This is a genomic window from Sphingomonas sp. Sphisp66, assembly GCF_047324325.1.
Taxonomy (GTDB): Bacteria; Pseudomonadota; Alphaproteobacteria; order Sphingomonadales; family Sphingomonadaceae; genus Sphingomonas.
In genome coordinates, this window is the sequence record NZ_CP168508.1 from 2641442 (window position 1) to 2663225 (window position 21784).

The window sequence follows — 21784 nt, forward strand, 5'->3', positions numbered from 1 at the left end:
ATATATCTGCCTGTGCAGATACTGCTTGGCGAGATTTATGGCTGTTTTCACTATCGAGGATTGCGCGGCGAGTCGTTCGCCCGGGCGGCTGCTGCGACGGCTGGACAAGATCATGTCCGGCCAGATCGAGGCCAAGTTCGACGGGTTCGATCTGAGCTTCCAGCAATGGATCGCACTCAAGGTCGTGCGGGACGGTATCGTCGGCAATGCCGGGGAGCTGTCGCACGAGCTGGGCATCACCACCGGCGCCACGACGCGGATGATCGACCTGCTCGAGGCCCGCGGCCTGCTGTCGCGCGATCGTACGGCCGACGATCGCCGCGTGGTGCGTCTCGCGATCACGCCCGAAGGCCGGGCGACGGTTGCGAAGCTGCAGGATGATGTCGTGTCGACCTGGAACGAAGTCGTCGCCGACTTCACCCAACAGGAGGCGGAAGTGCTCGTCACCTTGCTGGCCAAGCTGCTGGCCGCCGCGGAACGCGTCGCCGGCGCAGGCAAGGAGGCCGGGGAATGAACCGCTCGATTGGCCTTGCTGCACTGACCGCGTTCCTGCTGGCCGGGTGCGCGACCGTACCGCACGATCCGCCTCAGGTGGCGCAGCTCCAGCCGGCGGCGCTCGGCCTGGACGCGCAGGCGCCAGCGATCGACGCGGCATGGTGGACCGCGTTCGGCGACCCGCAGCTCGATCGGCTGGTGGCAATGGGCCTGGCCGGCAATCCGACGCTCGATGGCGCGCTTGCCCGCGTCCGCGCAGCCGAGGCGACGGTGGATGTACGCCATGCCGACCAGCTCCCCCAGGTGACTGCCGATGGCCAGTCGACCTATCAGCGCTTCCCCGAGAAATTCATCTACCCGCCGCCCTATGCCGGCGCCGCCTGGCCGATCACGCAGGTGCAGGCGAACCTCACCTATAATCTCGACCTGTTCGGCCGGCAGAAGGCGATGGTCGCGGGTGCCCTGGCCAATGCGCAGGCGGCACGGCTCGATGCGGCGGCAGCGCGGCTCGCGATCTCCACCTCGATCGCCCAAGCCTATGTCGGTCTGGCGCGTTCGGATCAGCTGATCCGCATCGCGGACGGCTTTGTCGCCACCCGCCAGCAGGCGTTGCGCTACGTCCAGTCCCGCATCAAGAACCAGCTCGCCAGCCAGTTCGAACTGCGCCAGGCCGAGACGCTGCTCGCCGAAGCCGAGCAGGCGAAGACGCGGGCCGAGGGACAGCGCGATCTGCTCGTCCACGCTCTGGCGGCGCTGGCCGGGCGCGGCGCCGATTTCTATCCGGAGATCACCGCGCCGACGCTGACGCTCGACACGCCGCCGGTCGTGCCCGACGCTCTGCCCGCCGACCTGCTCGGCCGCCGTCCCGACCTGCTCGCCGGCCAGGCGCGGATCGACGCGGCGCTGGCGGGGCGCCAGGTGGCGCGCACCGATTTCCTGCCGAACGTCAACATCACCGCGCTGGCCGGTTTCGCCGCGCTCGGCCTCGGCAATTTCTTCGATCCGGGCGCCCGGACCTACGGCGCCGGCCCGGCGATCCATCTGCCGATCTTCGAGGGCGGCAAGCTCAAGGCCCAGTATCGCGGCGCCACCGCCGATCTCGATGCCGCGGTGGCCGCGTACAATGGCGCCGTGCTCGGCGCGATCCGCGATGCGTCCGATGCGCTGACCCTGGTTCGCACCGCCGACAAGGATCTGGGCGACCAGCGCCGCATCGTCGCCGGCCTGCGCGAGACGGCACGGCTCGATCAGGTCCGTGTCTCGACCGGGCTCGGCTCGCGTCTCGACACGATCGAGTCCGGCTTCCGCCTGCTCGAGGCCGAACAGGCGCTCGCCGCGCTCGAATCCGACGCGCTCACGCGCCGCATCCAGCTCATCGCCGCCCTGGGCGGCGGCTTCGATCCCAACCAGCCGCAGGCCGCGGCGACAGCGGAAACCCACTGATGACCGACAAGACCGAAACCGCCGTGAAGCCGCGCAACGAAACCACCTCGCCGGTCGCTCCCAAGGCGGAGCCGGAGGCGACGCGTGCCGCTCCCACGCCACCCCCGCCCCCGCCCGCGCCGCCCCAGACCAAGACGCGTGCGCGCCGCATCGGCCTGCTCGCCCTCGGCGCGGTCGTGCTGATTGGCCTCGTCGTCTATGCCGTGATGGTCTTCACCGCGCCGTCGAGCGAGGAGACCGACGATGCCTATGTCGGCGGCAACATCGTCGCCGTCACGGCGCGCGACGGCGGCACCGTGCTCGCGCTCCATGCCGACAACACCCAGCAGGTGACGCAGGGCGCGCCGCTGATCGATCTCGATCCTGCCACCACCGACGTCCAGCTCTCCGCGGCCGAAGCGGCGCTGGGCCGAGCAGTCCGCGCGGTTCGCTCGAACGATGCCCAGGTCGACGAGGCCGGCGCCGAGATCGCCCAGGCCCAGGCCGAACTGGGCAAGGCACAGAATGACTATACCCGCCGCCGCGGCGCAGCCGCCGACGGCGCGGTTTCCGGCGAAGAGGTGAGCCACGCGGCCGATGCCGTCGCCACCGCCCGCGCCGCGCTCAACCTCGCACGCGCCAGGCAGGCCCAGGCGGCGAGCACCGTTGCCGGCACCTCGGTCTACAACAACCCCCAGGTGCTCGCGGCCATCGCGGACGTCCGCCAGGCGGCGATCAACTCCAGCCACATGCGCATCGTCGCCCCGGTGTCGGGCGTGATCGCCCAGCGCACCGTGCAGCTCGGCCAGAAGGTCGCCGCGGGCACGCCGCTGATGGCCGTGGTGCCGCTCGACAGCCTGTGGATCGACGCCAATTTCCGTGAGACCCAGCTCCAGCACCTGCGCGTCGGCCAGCCGGTGACGATCCATGCCGACGTCTATGGCAGTGACGTGACTTATCATGGCAAGGTGCTCGGCCTCGGCGCCGGCAGCGGCAGCGCCTTCTCGCTGCTGCCGCCGCAGAACGCCTCGGGCAACTGGATCAAGATCGTCCAGCGCGTGCCCGTGCGCATCGCACTCGATCCCGCCGAGCTCAGGAAGAACCCGCTGCGCGTCGGCCTGTCGGTCGACGTGAAGGTCGCGACCGCCGATCGCTCGGGCCCGATGGTCGCCGGCAGCTCGCCGCCCGCCGGCGCGGTGCAGCGGAGCCTCGACGGCGGTCCGCAGATCGAGGCACGCATTCGCCAGATCATCGCCGAGAATCTGGGACGCGGCCGGTGAGCAATGGCGCGGGCGCCCAGCCGGCGCCGCTGACGGGCATCGCGCTGGGGATCACCTCGGTGGCGCTGGCGCTCGGCACCTTCATGCAGGTGCTCGACGGCACCATCGCCAACGTCTCCCTGCCGACGATCGCCGGCAATCTGGGCGTGTCGACCGACAACGGCACCTGGGTGATCACCTCGTTCGCGGTGGCCAACGGGGTGACCGTGCCGCTCACCGGCTGGTTCATGCAGCGCGCGGGCGTGGTCCGGACCTTCACCATCTCGGTGATTCTCTTCACCATTGCCTCACTTCTCTGCGGTCTCGCCTGGAACCTGGAGTCGCTGATTGCCTTCCGCATCCTGCAGGGGGCAGTGTCGGGACCGATGATCCCCGGCAGCCAGGCGCTGCTGATCGCGATCTTCCCGCCGCACAAGCGCGGGACGGCGCTCAGCATCTGGGCGATGACGACGCTGGTCGCCCCCGTGCTCGGGCCGGTGCTCGGCGGCTATATCTCCGACAATTATCACTGGGGCTGGATCTTCCTGATCAACGTTCCCGTCGGCATCGCCGCCGCCGCGATCAGCTGGCGCCAGCTCGCCAGCCGGGAGACGCCCACGCGCAAGCTGCCGATCGACACCGGCGGGCTCATCCTGCTCGCCTTCTGGGTGTTCAGCCTCCAGACCATGCTCGACCTCGGCAAGGACCGGGACTGGTTCCACAATTCGCTGATCGTGGTGCTCGCGGTCTGCGCGGTGGTCGGCTTCATCGCCTGGGTGATCTGGGAACTGACCGACCGCGCGCCGGCGGTGGACCTCAGCCTGTTCAAGCGCCGCAACTTCGCCTTCGGCACGCTTGCGCTCTGCCTTGGCTATGCGCTGTTCTTCGCCAACAATCTGCTGCTGCCGCTCTGGCTGCAGGAACAGATGGGCTATACGGCGACCTGGGCAGGCTTCGTCGCGGCACCGAGCGGTATCGTGGCGGTGCTGCTCACCCCGATCGTGGCGCGGCTGAAGCTCGACATGCGCTGGCTCGCGACGATCGCCTTCCTTGCCTTTGCCGGCTCCTATTTCATGCGCGCCAACTACACGCCCGACGCCAGCTTCGTCACCCTGATGCTGCCGTTGCTGCTCCAGGGCGTGGCGATGAGCATGTTCTTCGTGCCGCTGGTCAGCATCTCGCTCGATCGGCTGCCGCCCGAGCGGGTGCCGTCGGCCAGCGGCATCTCGAACTTCGCGCGCATCACCGCGGGCAGCTTCGCCGCGTCGATCATCACTACCTTCTGGGACCGCCGCGCGGCGCTCCATCAGACGCGACTGACGGAAGTCGGGAACGACTATTCGCCGGTCTATCGCCAGGCGACCGAGCAGCTCCAGGCGCATGGCATGAGCCCGCTTCAGGCGGCGGGCTCGATCATGCGGCAGATCGCCAACCAGTCCTATCTGCTCTCGTCGCTCGAGCTGTTCTGGATCTGCGGCTGGATGGCCCTGGTGACGATCGTGGTGATCTGGATGGCGAGGAAGCCGGCCCCCAGCCAGCACGCGGTCGCGGCGGACTGAAGCCGGGGCGCCGATCGGACGGCGCCTCATAATTTCCAGAACTGTCACGAAAATGATAATTATGACTATCATAGGCGCCCCGACATTCCGAAGGGGACCTGCAGATGATTCGTTACGCCGCTTCCAGAATTGCACTTGCTTGCGCACTCGCCACGGGCGTCGCGGCCTCGCCGGCATTCGCCCAGTCGGCGGACGGTGCACCGGATAACCAGACGGAGGGCGACGACATCGTCGTCACCGGCCGCGCGGGCACCACCGACCAGAAGAAGGTCGACACCAGCTACGCCATCTCGACGGTCAGCTCGCAGGAACTGCAGATGCGCTCGCCCCTCGGCGTCGTGGAAGCGCTGAAGCAGGTGCCGGGCTTCTTCATCACCAATACCTCGGGCGAAGCGTCCAGCGGCGTCAGCGTCCGCGGCATCCCGAGCGACGGCTTCCAGTCGGTCGCGCTGCTCGAGGACGGCATTCCGGTCCAGTCGGATCCGGGCCTGGGCTGGCTGAACGGCGACCAGTCGATGCGCGTCGACCAGACGATCGACCGGATCGAAGTGGTACGCGGCGGCCCCTCGTCGATCTTCTATTCCAACGCACCGGGCGCGGCGATCAACTTCATCACCCGCAAGGGCGGCGACCAGATGCAGGGCATGGTCCGCTATGAAGCGGCCGACTGGGGCTCGCACCGCGTCGATGCCTGGGTGAGTGGCCCGATCGGCAACAGCGACTGGCGCTTCTTCGCCGGCGGCTATTACCGCATCGACCAGGGCAAGCGCGATCCCGGTTTCCGCCAGGGCCAGGGCGGCCAGTTCCGCGTCAACATCTCGCGCGATTTCGACCATGGCTCGGTCAGCTTCGGCGTGAAGCGCATCGACGAGCGCATCCCCAACTGGGGCGGCGGCATCTACACGACCGACAAGGATGGCAACCCGATCGGGGTTAACGGTTTCAACCCCAGGCAGGACACGATCGAGAGCAGCGACAATCGCCGTTTCACGTTCAAGACCGGCCGCGGGGCATACGCATTTGACGACGGGATCGGCACCACCGTGAAGCTCACCCAGCTCAGCTTCACCGGCAAGCGCGAGCTGAGCGACAATGTCCGGGTCGAAGAGAATGTCCGGTATCGCGAGAGCTACACCCGCCGCGACAGCGTCACCCCGTACAAGATCTTCGCGTCGGGGAAGGACTTCCTCTCCTCGACCTTCGGTGCGGCGCTCGCGCCGGGCCTGGGCCTGTTCTATCGCGATACCGGCGCCGCGTTCGCAGCGAACCAGAATGGCAACGGCCTGCCGTTGATCGATCTGGCGCGCTCGCACGTCGTGCCGCTCGACGAGGTGATCAGCGACACCAAGCTGCTCGCCAAGGCCGATTTCCTCGGCCATCACGATCTGGCGTTCGGCGTCTACTATGCGCATGCCAAGGAAGGCTATCAGGCCGACAGCGCCGCGGTGCTGACCGACGTTCGCGACAATGCGCAGGTCCTCGACGTCTCGCTTCTCGGGCCGGGCGGCACGCGCGGCGCGAACCTCACCGATGGCGGCGTGCTGCAATATGGCGCCGAGTTCGCCAACGGCACCGGCAAGTCCGACAACATCGCGGTCTATGCCAGCGACGAGTGGCAGATCACCCCGAAGCTTCGCCTCGATGCCGGCCTCCGCTGGGAGCAGATCAAGACGAGCGGGCAGGTCGAGGGCACGCAGAGCCTGAATCTGAAGCTGCTCAACCCTGGCATCGCCGACGACAAGGTGCTGAGCGGCACCGGCAAGTTCACGCCGTTCGACCGCACCTTCGACCATATGTCGTGGACGGCCGGCCTGAACTACCAGTTCCTGCCCGATTTCGGCGCGTTCGTGCGCTACACCGACGCCTTCCGCCTGCCCAACATCTCGAGCTTCATCACCAACCCGACCTCGCAACCGGTCGTGCAGACGATGAACTTCGCGGAAGCCGGCCTCAAATTCTCGCGCCGGCGCTTCTCGGTGTATCTGACCGGATTCCGCACCCAGTATAACAGCTTCGAGATCGCCGACGTCCGTCAGGACGCAAATGGCGCGCTGGTCCCGTTCCGCGTCTTCGGCGACACGCGTACCTGGGGCACGGAGCTGGAGGCGACCTGGCGCCCGGTGCAGTGGTTCGACCTGCACGGCGCCTGGACCTGGCAGGACGCCCGCTACACCAACTTCGTGTTCAACCAGCAGGCAGTGGACGCAGCCGGCAAGCCCATCGTCGATGCGAACGGAAAGCCGGTGCTGAAGAAGGTCGATTATTCGAACAATCGCCAGAACCCGCTGCCGCACAACAGCTTCCGCATCACCCCGGCGATCAACCTGTTCAACCAGGCCTTCCGGGTGGAGACCGACGTCAACTATATCGGCCAGCGCTTCACCGACGTCGCCAATCAGATCAGTCTGCAGCCGATGTGGACGATGGACCTCACCGCCCGCTACCAGGTTACCCAGCAGCTGCAGCTCAACCTGATCGTGAACAACCTCACCGACACGCTGGGCCTGGTGAACGGCAACCCGCGCGCCGGCACGATCAACAATACGGAGGCCGGACAGGCGATCTTCATCGGCAGCTCGCAATATCGGCGCAGCTTCCGCGGCGCGATCACCTATCGCTTCTGATCTCGCCGCCGCATCTTTCCCTCTCCCCAACGATAGCGATAGATAGCATAATCGTTTGGGGAGAGAGGCGATCAAGCCTCGACCGGGGAGGATGCATGACGAGAATTCCGGCCTATCGCGAGCCGCAGCAGGAGCGGTCCAGGCGGACCTTCGATGCGCTGCTGGACGCGACAGGAGTCTTGTTGGGGGAGGTGGGGATCGAGCGAATCTCCACCAACCTCATTTGCGAGCGGGCGCAATTGTCCCCGCCCGCGCTCTATCGATATTTCGACGACAAATACGCGATCATCTTCGCGCTGGCCGAGCGGCTGCTGCGCCGACAGAATGTCGCGCTCGAGGCGTGGATCGAACGCTACAAGGATGCCGGCATCCTTGTGCTGTCCGAAAAGCTGCTCGAACTGCTCAAGACCATGCACGAGATCACCAGCAGCCAGCCCGGCGCGATCTGGATCATGCGGGCACTGCGCTCCGTGCCGTCGATGACCCCTATACGGCTCTATTCGCACAACTATGTCGCCGATCGGCTGACCGACACCTACCAACCCTATCTGCCGGGTGTGGATCGCGAGGTGATCCGCCGCCGCAATCGCATGTCGGTGGAGATGGCCTATTCGATCGACGAGATGCTCAAGGAAGAGGATATCGACCAGGAGCGGCTGCTCGAGGACGCGGCATTCGTGTTCCGATCGATGCTGCATTTTCCCGACTATGGCCTCGTCCTCGACCGGCCGGCCTGAGGCGAATTTTTTCGCCTGTGCGCTTCCATTGTCATAAAAGTGATAGCCATAGCTATCATATCGGCCGCGATTTCAATCATGAGGACTCGCGACAATGGAACGGAAGCAATGGCTGGGCATGGGGATCGGTCTTCTTGCAGTCGCGCCCCTGCTCGCCATGGTGCCGGCCGCGGCGCGCGACGGCGACGGCCCGGCCATCCCGCCCGTCGCCAGCCTCAGCGACGGTATCTGGATGAAGGGCGACCTGCACCTCCATTCGCGGCATAGCAAGGAATCGACCAACAACCCCGAATCCAAGATCATCGGCTTCGCCGAGAAGAACGGGTTCGACTTCCTCGCCATCACCGACCATGACAATCACGTGCTGGGCGACGTCGCGCACCACACCTGGGCCGACCCCGAGTTCAAATCGGACAAGGTGGTGCTGCTCTATGGCGCCGAGTGGACCACCGATCGCGGACACGGCAACGTCTTCTCGGCGGTGCCCTACGACCATCAGCGGCTCTTCGACGTTCGCGACGCGCGCGACGCCAGGTCCTCGCGGTCAAGAAGTCCCTCGGGATCCACCTGTCGGCCAACCACCCGATCGGCAAGGACCATTTCGGCTTCTCCTACGACATCGTCGATTCGATCGAGGTCTGGAACTCCGCGATGGCAGCGAAGAACCGGCCGGCGATCATGGTCTGGGACGACATGATGCGCTCGGGTCGCAAGCTGACCGGCCGCGGCGGCAGCGACGCGCACCACGGCACGCCGGACACGCCGGACAAGACCAGCAAGGGGAGCGCCGAGCGGCCCTACAACTATGTCGGCACGCCGACGACCTGGGTGTTCGCAACCGCGCGGACCCGCAAGGCCGTCGTCGACGCGCTCACCAATGGCCGCGTGTCGATAAGCGCCAACCCTTATGATCCGCGGGTCGAGCTCACCGCCGACCTCGACCATGACGGCCGGCCGGACATGATGATGGGCGATAACGTCAAGTCGACCGGCAAGCCGGTCACCTTCCAGGTACGCCTGGCAGGGAGCATGGAAGCGGCCAGCGCCTACAAGATCCATGTCGTGCGCAACGGCGAGGATTTCGGGACCTATGACGCGACCGGCGCCAATCCGGTCGTGACCTTCACGGATACGCCCGAACTGGCCAGGCGCGCCTATTATCGCGTCGAGGTCGAAGGCCCCCAGAACCCATATCCCGAGGTTCCGAATTCGGCGAAGCTCAGCGGCACCATGGTGGCGTTGTCGAACCCGGTCTTCTTCAACTTCGACCCGAATTTCTGACCCCAGGGACGCGGTCCGATCCGTCAACGATCGGACCGCTGGCGGGCAAGCCCGGGCAACTGTCGCCAATCTGAAATGATCAGGCCGTACGGGCGGCGACAGGTACGGGCTCAGGCCTGCCCCGCCCCTCCTCCGAAAGACGTCGCGGATCGCCAACATTGCCACAGAAAGCCGGATGCTCGCCTATTCGTCGGGCAATTTCGGCAAGGCGCTGGTGTTCGGCGGCGCGGACCTGACGATCCTGTTCCTGCTGACCGACGTGCTGGGGCTGAGCGGTGCCCAGGCGGCGGGGCTGATGCTGTTCGCGGTGCTTGGCGATCTGGTGTTCGATCTGCTCGCGGCCCGGCTCGTCCTCCATTGGCGGGCGGCTGGGCGGGGCTACCGCTGGACGATTGCCCTGGCCGCGCTGCCCTGCGGGGCTGCCTTCGGGCTGATCTACGCGATGCCGGCGCTGGGCCTGCATCGCGCCTGGATGCTTGCGGCGGCGATCCTCGTCTTCCGCGGCGCCTATGCGGTAGTCGATGTGCCGCACAATGCGCTGATGGCGCAGGTCAGCCGTGACAGCCGCGCGCGCGGGCGCGTCTCGGGTTACCGCCTGTTCTTCAGCACCGCGAGTGCGCTGGCCATCGCCGCCCTACTCACCCCGCTGGTGCAGCAAGCAGGACGGGCGCGGCATTTCGACGCGCTGGCGCTCACCGGAATCGGGGCAGGCCTGGTCTTTGCGCTGACCATGCTGCTGTGCGTCTGGGCTTCGGGCCCGCGCGGCGAAAGCGGCACGGCATCCGCGCTGCGGGGCGATCGCATCGCCGTTCCACTGCGCGACCCGATGGTGCTGGCAATGGGCGCACTTGCCCTGCTCACCGGCTTCGCGATGCCGTGTTTCGGCCGGATGCTGATGTATCTGGGAACCTATGTCGTCGATCGGCCGGGTGCGGTCACCCTGCTGCTTGCCGCGCTGACCGCGGGGCAATTCGGCGGCGTGCTCGCCTGGACCGCCCTCACCCACCGGTTCAGCAAGAGCCACCTGCTCGGTGCCGGTCATGCGGCGAGCGCGCTTGGCCTTCTTTTCTTCGCCCTGAGCATGGCGTGGCCCACGGGGCAGATGGCGGCCGCGGCGCTGATCGGCTTCGGCTTCGCCAGCGTCTTCATGCTGCCCTGGGGCCTGCTCGCCGATGCGGTCGATGTCGTGGAATGGCGGCACGGCCGGCGGTTCGAGACTGGGCTGTTCGCCTTCTACCTGGTGCTGGTGAAGGCCAGCGGCGCCGGGGCGACCGCGATGATCGGTTGGGTGCTGAACGCACTCGGCTATGTCCCCGGCGCCGTGCAGCCGACCGGGGTGCGCCTCGGCATGCTCGGCCTCGGCCTGGGCGTGCCGCTTGTCGGTGCACTCCTGGCGGTGCTGCTGCTCCGGCGCTTCACGCTCGACCATGGCCGGCACGCGCGGTTGCTGCGCGCGCTGGCCTGGCGTCAGGCGGGAGCGGAACCCGTCTCGGGATTGAACCGGGGGTTGGAGAAATCGAGAGGCGAAGGCGTCACCCTGGCAGGCGGCGCCGCGCTTTCCGCCCAGGCGCGGCAGAGCATGTCGCGCAGCATCGCCGCACCCGCGGCGGTGCGCTCGTAGATCAGCGCACGGACCTCCTTGTCGGCCGTGTTGCTGAAGCCGTCGCGTTTCTCGAGCTTGTAGACCGTCTCCATCCGATCGCCGGACTGGTCGAGAAAGGCGAGCACCGCGTCGAACATGTCGCCATGGAGATGCGCCTGCGCGCCGATCCGCGGCACGATGTCCGCAGCGGTGAGGCCCATGCCATCGACGAAGCGGCTCTCGAACCGCCCATGGATGCTGCGGTCGCGGGTATAGCCGTTCGGGTTTGGGCCCAGCCAGCCGTCCGAGTTCACCGAGATGTGCAGCGGCTGCGAGCCGTCGCCGATATAATGGCCGAGCCGGATCGCCTGGAACGCGCAATGCTGCTCGGGCACCGATGCATCGCCGCCCTTCGCCTGCGCCGCGCGGATCGCGCGCATGCAGACGATCAGCCGCTCATAGGCTTCCATCGCCGCATAGGGCAGCGTGCCGGTCCAGCGGACATTGGTGCGCGCCGCGGTGGCCGGATCGCTCTGCCTGATCGTCTCGTAATGCCTGTAGAGCGCGAGGATGAACTCGTAGCGCGAGCGCGGGATCGGCGTCAGAAAGGCGAACTGCTCGCGGAACCAGCCATGGTTCGGGTCTTCCTCGATCTTCGAAAAGCCTTCCGAATCCCCGCGCCAGCTGTCCGGCAGCGAGGCCGAGGCCGAGATATAGTCGATATAGCGGCGCAGGAAGACCGGGCCGCCATCGGGTATCGTCTGGATCGCCGCCCGGTCGATCACCGCATGCCCGGTGCCGCCCCAGGCATGGGCGACGGCGGGGCACAGCATGAGGGCGGCGGCCAGGACGAAGCGGTGCATGACGGTTCCTTTCAGGGGTCGAGGGGATCGCGCGGATCGACACGCTCGGACGCCGGCGACGGACGGAACACCAGTTCGGTGGGCCATACCCGGCGGACGATCGTACCGGGCTGATAGCCGAGCTCGGCGGCGTTACGCTCGGTGAACTTCGCGCTTTCGATATAGGCGCTCTGCAGCGGATTGCAGACGATCACCGTCTCCGCCTCCCGCGGCGCGCCGATCCGCGCGAGCAGCCGGCTGGCGTTGCGCAGGTTGGTGGTGGTGTGGCGGGCATAGGGTTCGATGAGGATCGCTTCCGCAGGGACGCCGTAGCGCTCGATCAGCGCCTTGCGCATCTCGTCGGCCTCGGTGAACGGCGTCGCGCGCGGGTGCGCCCGGCCGCCGGTGACCAGGATGAAGGCGATGTCCCCCTGCGCGAACCGGCGCGCGGCGAGGCGCAGGTGATATTTGCCGAACGGGCTGAGCGGCTCGCCCTCGATCTCGGGCCCGACGCCCGTCACGATCATCGCGCTGTAGCGATAGCGGCGCCAGTCGAGCGTCTTCGCCCGCGCCGTCGCCGCGACGTTCGCGCCGTCGGTCAGCGGTTCATGGCCGATCGCGTCGGTGCGGTCGCTCACATCGAGCAAGGCTAGCGCATAGTCGATGCTCGGGTCCAGTCGCTGCATCGATCCATCGCGCGGTGTCTCGGCGATCCAGTCGGCGGCCTGGAGGCGCGTCAGGTGATCCTGGGGCGAGACCGTGCCGGGGCCATCGATCGCCGTGGTGGGGATCGCCCCCAGCGCATATGTCCGCACGATTGTGTTGATGCCGGCGATCTCGCGGTCCACCTGCGCGGCGGCGCCATCGTCCGCGGCGGGAAGACCGCGCACCTGCGCAACGGCGCGACGCACCGCATCGGCCTCGCGGTCGTTCCAGAGCAGCGCCTGCGCGCGGCAGACGAGGTCGGCTCCGCACGCGGCGCGGCGCTCCCGCCGTCCGCGCAGCACGCTCTCCATGCCGGGCGCGCGGGCGATCCGTTCGAGCGCCGCCGGATCGTGCCCCGCCGCATCGAGCAACGGGAAGAGCCGCGCGGACAGCGTCGCCATCACCCGGTCGCCCACCGCCGCCTCGGCCGAAGCCGGGGCGGCGAGCACCGTCACCGCGAGCGCGGCGGCGGAGAGCAGGGCGCGCGTCACCAGCTGCGGCTGACGATGAGGCGGAAGTTCCGGCCGAACAGCGGGCGGCCGTAGATCGCCTGGCTGGAGCCCTGGCCGGCGAACTGGTCGGTACGCGTGTTGCCCTCGGTCAGGCCATGGGCGTTGAACAGATTGTCGCCGACCACCTGGAAATGCCACGCACCCCAGTCGAGCGACGCGCCCGCGCCGGTCGTCTGATAGCCCGGCATCGCCGTACGGTTGAAGAGGTCAACATAGCGCCGGCCGACCCACTCGAAGCGTCCGAAGATCGAGAGCTTCTGCGCACCCAGATCGAAGTCGAAGCTCGGGCGGAGATTGCCGAAGAACTTCGCCTCGCGGATGATCTGGTTGCCGTTCACCGCACTCGGATCGGCGCCGGAGGTATTCTCGAGATTGGCATATTCCGGGTTCTGCCAGGTCACCGAGCCGTCGAGCGAGAACCAGCGGACCGGCGCGACCCGGCCATCGACCTCGACGCCCTTGACCGAGGCCTCGCCGATGAACGGCAGCGTCTGGTCGTTGCGGCCGGTCAGCGGGTTGAACGCCGCGAACGAGGCGTTGAACGGATCGAACTTGGTGTAGAAGCCGGTCGCATAGAGATAGTTGGGGCCGAAGCTCGCCTTGAGGCCGACCTCATACTGGCGCGCCTTGGTCTTGACGATCGTGGCGTTGATGCCGGTGACCACGCCCAGCTGCGGCGGAACCTCAAGGTTCGAGATGCGGCCATAGGCGCCGAAGTGACCGTTCAGGTCGTAGTTGACGCCGACCGTCCAGTTGGTCGCATTGGGCTTCAGCCGCTGGTCGAGCACCTGGCCGGTAAAGGCGCGGGTGGTGTCGTCGGCGAGCGTGGTGCCGTCGCCGAGATTGATCTGGGTGGTCGGCAGCGCGATGCCCTTGTAGCTGTAGCGCTCGGTGCGGATGCCGGCATCGAGGCGCAGGCCGCGGGTGATCTCCCAGGTGTCGTTCGCGTAGAAGGCGATCATCTGCGCATCGCCCTCGCCCTGGTTGAGCGTGGTGGTGTAGCGCAGCACGCCGTTCTGGGTGACCGAGCCCAGCACCTGGCCGGTCGCCGAATAGGCGACCAGGTCGAGCGTGCGCGGCTGGCTGCGCACTTCGATCAGCATGTCCTGATAGGCCTGGAGCAGCGTGTTGCCGTAGAAGGAGCCGTACATGCCGACGCGCAAATCGTGGGTGCCGATGCCGGTCTCGAACTTGCGGGTGACGCTCAGGTCGCCCTGCACCGAGTAGAAGTCCGATTCCGAGGCGCGATACTGGCCGGACATGACCAGGCCCGAGGCGGCCGCGGGATCATAGGCCGTCGCGCCGTTGGTGCCCGCAAAGGCATAGCCGAGCCGGGCCACGTTCGGACCGAAGGCGGTGCGCGCTGCGGTCAGGTAGCCGGCGGCGAAGGTGGTCGCATCGGCCGGGTTGGTGGTCGAGTAGAAGGCGTCGAAGCTCGACTTGCCCTTGGTCCCGCCGATCTTGGCGGAGACCTGCCAGCCGCTGAAGTCCGCCTCGTAATCGATCGCCGCGTTGAAGAAGCGCATGTGGCGGCCGTCGGAAAGGTCGCGCTGCATGCTCTGCAGCCCGCCGGCGCCGTCACGATACTTGATGTTGACGTTACGCAGCGACGGCGAGTTCATCGTGCCGGTGAAATAGTCGATATAGCGGTTGAGCGAGACCGACGGGTTGCGCGGATCGTTGGTCGGGATCGGCAGATAGAAGACATTGTGGTCGTTCACATATTCGACCGAGAGCTTTACGAATCCGTTGGCCAGCACGCGCTTGAGGTTGGCGCGGATCTGGCCGCCCTTGTCGCTGGGGAAGCCGGCATAGCGATAGCCGTCATGCTGGCGCAGGAAGCCGCCGATCGCGAAATAGGTGTTGTCGCTGATCGGGCCGGACTGCATCGCATCGAGCCGATAGAGGCCGGTATCGCCCAGCGTGACCTGTGCCTTGCCGCGCGCCTGCGGGCCGCCCGACACGGTGATGTTGTTGGCGATCGCCGCCGCGCTGCTGGCATAGATCGGCGCCGGACCGCCGCGCACGATCTCGACCCGCTCGGTCATCAGGTCGTAGCGGTTCATGCCTTCGCCGGAGTTGAAGAAGACGCCGTCGATCTCGTGGTAGAGCGGCAGGCCGTCCTGCTGGAAGATCAGATAGCCGCGATCGGTGGGGATGCCGCGCACGCGGGTGATGTTCTGCACCTCGCCGCCGGTCGCCTCGACCTGGATGCCGGGGACCGTGCCGAGCAGGTCGGCGAAGCTCTTCGGCGCGATCTTCTGGACGTCGGCCTGGCTGAGCGAGTTGACCGCATAGGAGACATCGAAGCGGCGCTGCGCGCGCGCCGAGCCGGTCACGATGATGTCCGCGCCCGCGTCGTCGGCCTGCGCCGGATCGGCGGCCGGCGCGTCGGCCGCCGGCGTGTCGCTGGTTTGCGCGAAGGCCGGTGCGGACAGCACGCTGAGCGCGAGCACCGCGCAGCCGGCGGCGAAATTGTGCTTCTTCATCGGATCGGTCCCCCGAGATTTTGTGAACTCGTGGCGCCGATGGGCGGTGCGGATGACAGATTTATTTATTTCTAGGAAAATTAATCGCGGCCTTTGAAGCTGGCTGCTATGGGCTCGGGACGATGAGGCATCCCCCGGTCACCCTGCTCGAGGAGGAGAAGCGGCTGCTCTGGCAGCTGCGCACACGCGGCCCGCAATCGCGGTCTGCGCTGGCGGAGACGCTGCAGATCAGCAACGGCGCCATCTCCAAGCTGACCAGGACGCTGATCGGGCAGGCGCTGATCGAGGAACTGCCCGCCGAAGCGTTGGCGGGGCGGGGCCGCCCGACAGTGCCGTTGCGAATTTCGCCGGCCGGGGGCTATGCCGTCGGGCTGGCAATCTATGCCGGGCTGCTGGAAATCGCGCTGGTCGACTATGCCGGGGGCGTGGTGTCGCTCACTTCCGAGAAGATCGAGCCGATCGACCCGCGAGACTTCGCCCGCCATGTCGATCGCCGCATCCACGAGCTCGCGATCGAGCATCGGCTGCTGGGGAGCCGCCTGTACGGCGTCGGTTTCAGCGTGCCCGGCCCTGCCCTGTCGCGCGACGGCAATCGCTGGCACGTCGTCCGCAACCTGCCCGGCTGGAAGGACGCGCCGCTGCGCACGATCTTCGAGGAAACGCTGCGGCTGCCGATCTGGATCGAGAATGACGCGACGGCGGCTGCGCTCGCCGAATATTATCTGGGCGGGCTGATCCAGCGCTGCACCACGGCGGTGGTGATCCTGCTCGGGCACGGCGTCGGGGCGGGGATCGTCCATGAAGGCCGGCTGATGCGCGGCGAAACCGGAAGCGCCGGCGAGATCGGCATGTTCTACCCGGGCAACCAGCCGCGCCCGACGACGCTCGACCTGATCGCGACGCTGCAGGCGGCGGGATGCGAGGTCGGATCGCTGGCGGATTTCGCCGAGGCGATCTCGGGATATGAGGCGACGATCGATCAGTGGCTGGAACGGGCCGCCGATCAGCTCCTCCAGACGATCAACTCGGCGCTGGCCTGGTTCGATCCGGGCGCGATCCGGCTGATGAGCCCCTTGCCGTCCGCGATCATGCACGGACTTGCCGATCGGCTGAACCGCGGCGCGATCAAGTGGGGCGATCATATCGCGGAGAGCGAGAAGGAGCGCTACGACATCGAGATTTCCCGGCTCGGCGGCGCCGGCTCCGCGCTGGGCGCCGCGCTGCTGCCGATTCATGCAACGGTAGCGCGGACATAGGCAGCGGGCCCGTCCGAAGCGCCCCGATTGTCCAATGTGCTAATATCGTAGCTCCGCGGTGCAAAGCCTTGCGGGCGTGAGGAAGATGCGCGACACATATGGTTACCGTCACGGGAAGAATCCGGGCGGCCGCGTATCTCGGGCGAGGCTAAGGGCCGCACTCCCCCAGTAAGAACAGTAGAGCAGACTTCAGCTGTTTTCCGGTTTCGGAAGCAAGGGGGGATTCGTGGCAGTCATCACGGGCACGGACGCGGGTGAATCGATCCAGGACACTCCTGGCGACGACACGATCTACGGACTCGGCGGTGATGATCGCATCGACGGCGATGACGGCAGCGACAGCCTGTATGGCGGTGACGGCAACGACTGGATCAGGGAGGTGTCCTCCGATCCGGTGGCGAGAACGCACCAGATGTTCGGCGAAGCCGGCGACGACCTGCTCGAGCTCGACCTCAGGTCCAACCATGCCGACACTGTGCTGCTCGATGGCGGCACCGGCAACGACCATATCCTATTCGACGCCTGGTACATGGCTCAGGCCACGACGATCCTGGGCGGCGATGGCGACGACTTCATCCATGTCGCGGGCGGCAAGACGGTATCGCTGGATGCCGGATCCGGCGCCGATCGCATCGAGCTCGACTACAGCAATCTCGCCACCGCCTACAATTTCACCTTCGGGGCGGGCGCCGATGTCCTCGAACTGCTCCGCACGACTTCGCTGACCATTGGCGCGGCGATCCATGTCACCGATTTCGAAGCCGGCGCCGCCGGCGACCGGATCAACTTCGACCGGGTGCTGGCGTCGCTGACGGGATCGGACCGCGTCACCAATCCGTTCGCCAGCGGGCATCTCGCATTGGTGCAGCGTGGTGCCGATGCCGTCGTGCAGATCGACCTGAACGGCGGCGGCAACGACCTGCGCGATCTCTTCGTCCTGGAGGGAGTGAATGCGGCCACGCTGACGAGCTACAATCTCGGCTTCGCGCCCAATGGCGGCGCCTCGCCGTCGATCACGGCGGACGGTACTTCGGGTGCGGATATTCTCGACGGCTCCGGTGGCAACGACCTGCTCCGGGGGCTCGACGGAGACGACAAGCTGTCTGGCGGCTATGGCAATGACCAGCTGGAAGGCGGGATCGGTGCCGACAGGCTGGAGGGCGGCTTCGGCGACGATGTCCTGCTGGGCGGACAGGGCAACGATACGCTGTTCGACTATAATTCCGGCAGTGATCAGCTGTTCGGCGACGACGGCGATGATTTTCTGGAAGTCGGCCGGACCGCGCGGGAGCCTGGCGGCACGATCGTGCTGGATGGCGGCGCAGGCAACGACACCCTGCAGTTCGGGCTATGGCCCTTTTTCCGCGGCACCGCCAAGGCCGATCACGTCACCTTCATCGGCGGGGACGGCAACGACGGCATCCGCGCCGAGGGCGCGCTCACCGTCGATGTGGATGCGGGCGCTGGCGCGGACACGGTCGACGTCGCGATCGACGGCACCACCAACTTCATCACGCTGGGCAGCGGCGCCGATACGCTCAGCCTCGGTGCCGAGGCCACCAAGCAGATCGTGGCCGCGGTGGTGCGCGATTTCGAGGCGGGCAACAGCGGCGACCGGCTCGATATCCAGGATTATCTCGAATATGCGCTGACGGGCTGGAACGGGCAGAGCAACCCGTTCGAGGGCGGCTATCTCCAGAGAATCCAGCGCGGCGCGGACGCGGTTCTCCAGATCGACGTGGACGGCGCGGCCGGTCCCGCCGCGATGACCGACCTGGTGATCTTCAAGAATCTTGCCGCCAGCAGCCTCACCACCTTCAACCTTGGCGGCTATGCGACTTTGACCGGGACCGAGGGCAACGACGTCATCGAGGGCGATGGCGGCGCCAACACGCTGCACGGCCTGGGCGGCAACGACACGCTCATCGGCAATGGCGGCGACGATCTTCTCGACGGCGGTGCGGGCGACGACATCATGTCGGGCGGTTACGGCGCCGACATCTATATCGTCTCGGAGGCCGGCGACCAGGTTATCGAACCCTATGAATTCGTTGTTTATGGTGGCGATGAAGTCCGGACTTCGCTGGCGGTCTATACCATGCCGGCCAATGTCGAGCGGCTGGTCGGTACGTCCAGCACGGGCCAGACCCTCACTACGTCGAGCGGCGTCATCATCGGCAGCATCGGCAACGACATCCTCAACGCCAACGGCTCCGCAAACGCCGTGGGCGGGGGCGGCGCCGACCTGATAAAGGGAAGCGCGGACAACAACACGCTGGTCGGCGGAGAGGGTTCGGACACGATCTATGGATATGGCGGCGACGATCGTCTCTATGCCGGGACCGAACTCTCGGCAGCCATCGGCGGGGACTATCTCGATGGCGGAGACGGCAACGATCATGTGACCGGTAGTCTCGGCACCGACATCCTGATCGGCGGCGGCGGCGACGACGTTCTGTACGACGATGATTCCGGCGCCGATCTGTTCGATGCCGGCGACGGAAATGACGAGCTGGGTCTCACGCGCTTCAGCTACGGGCCGGCTCCGACCGCCGGGGCGGTGAGCCTTCTCGGCGGCGCCGGGGACGACCATATCTGGCTCGTCGTCGGCAATGCGAGTACGGTGACGATCGATGGCGGCGACGGAAACGACGAGGTTGAATTCGCAACCTTCGCGGGTACCGGAACCGTAACCCTCGGCGCTGGCGCCGATGTGATCCGCTTCTCCGATTACACGCCGGAGGTGGATCCGAACGCCCGGATCACCATCACCGATTTCGATCTCGGCGCCGGTGGCGACACGCTGTCCTGGACCAGCTTCCTCCAGGGCTGGCTGACCGGATGGGACCCGTCCGCCAATCCGTTCCTCTCCGGCCATATCCGGCTGGGCCAGAGCGGCGCCTCCACGGTGCTGCAGCTCGATCGGGACGGCGGCGGCGATGGCTTCATCACCTTGCTGACCTTCCAGAACACCAATGCGGCGAACTTCACGGCGGCCCAGCTCGGCTTCACGCCCCGGGGGGCGATCGCGACGGTCGGCGGGGACGGCAACGACATCGTGGCGGGAACCGAGGCCGGCGATCTGCTGGACGGCGGCGCCGGCAACGACACGATCTGGGGCGGCAGCGGTGCCGACACGATCGGCGGCGGCGACGGATCGGACACCCTGTTCTCGGCCGATCGCTATGCGCCGTTCGGCTATCCGTACAGCATCTATTATCTGAACAACCCGACGCTCGACACCGGCAACGAGGCCGACACGCTCCGCGGTGGGGCGGGCAGCGATTATCTTTTCGCCGGGTTCAACGACAGCGTCGACGGCGGGGACGCCGAGGACGTCCTCTATCTCAGCCTGATGGGCGCGAGCAGCGGCGTCACGCTCGACTTCCGCCAGTCGGTGGTGACCAACGGTACGGGGACGATCCGTGGGATCGAGGGCGTGGGCTGGCTGCAGGGCAGCGATTATGCCGACGACTTCACCCTGTACCACGCGGGCGGCTATGCACCGGGCGCCGTCGTCTATGCGATGGGCGGCAATGACCGCGTCATCGCCGACTATCGGACCAGCCAGATATTCGGCGGCGACGGCGACGATTTTCTCGACGGCCGCAACAGCCAGTATTTGCAGCAGATCGACGGCGGCGCCGACAACGACACCATCTACACCAATGCGAACAGCTTCACCCTGGCCTATGGCGGGAGCGGCAACGACACGATCTATTCGCATGGCGAGACCCATGGCGGGTCCGGCAATGATCGCATCATCCTCTCCCAGACCTATTATCGCGGCGGAGTCTATGGCGACGAGGGCGACGACGAGATCCGCGCCTCGGCGAACGGCAACCAGATCGCGGGCGGTGCCGGTGCCGACCGGCTGATCGGCGACGACGGCGTAGACCTGCTGGTGTCGGGCGACTTCGCGCCGGGCAGCCTGGCGGCGGGCAACGACTTGGGCGTCGAGAAGGACGTGCTGACCGGCGGCGGCGGGGACGATGTCCTCGCGATCGGGTGGGGCGACGACGCCGACGGCGGAAGCGGCACCGACACGCTCCAGCTTTCCTTCGCGGGGGCCGGCACCGGCGTTACGTTCAGCGCGGCGCAGGTGGTCGGCGGCGGAGCCCTCAGCCTGGGGGGCGGCACGATCCAGAATATCGAGCAGATCAGCCAGGTCCTGGGCAGCAGCTTCGACGACGCGATCGATCTGACCGCAGCCAGTGGCACGGTCACGGTGGACGGGGCCGATGGCAGCGACAGCATCCTCGGCGGCGGCGGCAACGACACGCTGCGTGGTGGCGAGGGCGACGACCGCGTCGAGGGCGGCAGCGGTAGTGATACCCTGCAGGGCGACGGCGGGCAGGACTGGCTGATCAGCGGCAACGGCGGCGACACGATCACCGGCGGGACGGGCCACGACACGCTCTGGGGCGATGCCGGCGACGACCTGTTCGACGGCGGCGACGGGGACGACGTCATCGCCGGCGGCGCGGGCATCGACACCGTGACCTATGCCAGCGCGTCCGGCGGGGTCGAGATCGACCTGTCGTGGCTCGAGGACCAGCAGACCCGGGGTGCGGGCATCGATACGCTGATATCGATCGAGAATGTCATCGGATCGAACTTCGACGACGTGCTTGCGGGCAATGCGGAGGCAAACCGGCTGACCGGCGGCCTGGGCAATGACCGCTTCGTCTTCGACGGACTGGGCGCCCGGGACACGATCACCGATTTCCAGCGGGGCGACCTGATAGACCTCAGCGAGATCGACGCGAATGGCGCCCTTACGGGGGATGGAAGCTTCGCTTTCATCGGCGCAGCGGCCTTCAGCGGTGTCGCGGGCCAGTTGCGGGTCGTCGGCAGCGGTTTCAACTGGACAGTCGAGGCGGATACCGACGGCAACGGCGTGGCCGACTTCAGCATTGCATTGACGACCCAGCTCTGGGGCCTGTCGATGTCGGCCAGCGATTTCTCGCTCTGAAGATGCACGAGCGACGTGCCGCCCGAATCTGCAGCCCGCCGGGCCT

General features: G+C 66.9%; 13 protein-coding genes and 1 pseudogene. 11 read left to right on the plus strand and 3 right to left on the minus strand.

Features of this window, described 5'->3' with window-relative positions; genetic code table 11:
* The first annotated feature begins 37 nt into the window (after positions 1-37).
* The 9 genes and pseudogenes from ACEN8G_RS12455 to ACEN8G_RS12495 all read left to right on the plus strand — a co-directional run.
* Entirely contained in the window at positions 38-514 is a 477-nt protein-coding gene (locus ACEN8G_RS12455; RefSeq protein WP_413416284.1) for a MarR family winged helix-turn-helix transcriptional regulator, read from the plus strand.
* Complete coding sequence (locus ACEN8G_RS12460; RefSeq protein WP_413416283.1) at positions 511-1938, plus strand: efflux transporter outer membrane subunit; 1428 nt, start codon at positions 511-513, stop codon at positions 1936-1938. The genes ACEN8G_RS12455 and ACEN8G_RS12460 overlap by 4 nt, the downstream gene beginning before the upstream one ends.
* A complete protein-coding gene (locus tag ACEN8G_RS12465; protein ID WP_413740577.1) occupies positions 1938-3197 on the plus strand; it encodes an HlyD family efflux transporter periplasmic adaptor subunit in 1260 nt (419 codons plus the stop codon). The genes ACEN8G_RS12460 and ACEN8G_RS12465 overlap by 1 nt, the downstream gene beginning before the upstream one ends.
* On the plus strand, positions 3194-4735 hold the full coding sequence (locus tag ACEN8G_RS12470) for a DHA2 family efflux MFS transporter permease subunit (protein WP_413414396.1): 1542 nt from the start codon (positions 3194-3196) through the stop codon (positions 4733-4735). Before ACEN8G_RS12465 ends, ACEN8G_RS12470 begins: the two co-directional genes overlap by 4 nt.
* Positions 4736-4839: 104 nt before the next feature.
* On the plus strand, positions 4840-7359 hold the full coding sequence (locus ACEN8G_RS12475) for a TonB-dependent receptor (protein WP_413414397.1): 2520 nt from the start codon (positions 4840-4842) through the stop codon (positions 7357-7359).
* A 95-nt stretch (positions 7360-7454) separates the two neighbouring features.
* Positions 7455-8096 carry a TetR/AcrR family transcriptional regulator gene (locus ACEN8G_RS12480; RefSeq protein ID WP_413414398.1) on the plus strand — a complete coding sequence of 214 codons (642 nt, stop codon included), beginning with the start codon at positions 7455-7457 and terminating at the stop codon, positions 8094-8096.
* Between the two features lie 94 nt (positions 8097-8190).
* Entirely contained in the window at positions 8191-8793 is a 603-nt protein-coding gene (locus tag ACEN8G_RS12485) for a PHP domain-containing protein (protein WP_413414449.1), read from the plus strand.
* Positions 8715-9377, plus strand: a complete 663-nt coding sequence (locus tag ACEN8G_RS12490; RefSeq protein ID WP_413414446.1) for a CehA/McbA family metallohydrolase — start codon at positions 8715-8717, stop codon at positions 9375-9377. Before ACEN8G_RS12485 ends, ACEN8G_RS12490 begins: the two co-directional genes overlap by 79 nt.
* Before the next feature lie 175 nt (positions 9378-9552).
* Positions 9553-10791 (plus strand): annotated as a pseudogene (locus tag ACEN8G_RS12495) (MFS transporter); the annotation flags it as partial.
* Positions 10792-10844: 53 nt separating this feature from the next.
* Here ACEN8G_RS12495 and ACEN8G_RS12500 read toward each other — a convergent pair.
* Genes ACEN8G_RS12500 through ACEN8G_RS12510 form a run of 3 tightly spaced genes read right to left on the minus strand, consistent with a single transcriptional unit; the run spans position 10845 to position 15507 of the window.
* Positions 10845-11822 (minus strand): nuclease, encoded by a 978-nt coding sequence (locus ACEN8G_RS12500; protein WP_413414399.1) that lies wholly within the window; start codon positions 11820-11822, stop codon positions 10845-10847.
* An 11-nt stretch (positions 11823-11833) separates the two neighbouring features.
* The gene (locus tag ACEN8G_RS12505; protein WP_413414400.1) at positions 11834-12997 is read right to left on the minus strand and encodes a YdcF family protein; all 1164 of its coding nucleotides are present in this window, start codon (positions 12995-12997) and stop codon (positions 11834-11836) included.
* Positions 12994-15507 (minus strand): TonB-dependent receptor, encoded by a 2514-nt coding sequence (locus ACEN8G_RS12510; protein WP_413414401.1) that lies wholly within the window; start codon positions 15505-15507, stop codon positions 12994-12996. The genes ACEN8G_RS12505 and ACEN8G_RS12510 overlap by 4 nt, the downstream gene beginning before the upstream one ends.
* Before the next feature lie 122 nt (positions 15508-15629).
* On the opposite strand from ACEN8G_RS12510, the gene ACEN8G_RS12515 reads away from it, so the two are divergent.
* Entirely contained in the window at positions 15630-16763 is a 1134-nt protein-coding gene (locus ACEN8G_RS12515) for an ROK family transcriptional regulator (RefSeq protein ID WP_413414402.1), read from the plus strand.
* Positions 16764-16989: 226 nt separating this feature from the next.
* Positions 16990-21738 (plus strand): beta strand repeat-containing protein, encoded by a 4749-nt coding sequence (locus ACEN8G_RS12520; RefSeq protein WP_413414403.1) that lies wholly within the window; start codon positions 16990-16992, stop codon positions 21736-21738.
* Positions 21739-21784: the final 46 nt, after the last annotated feature.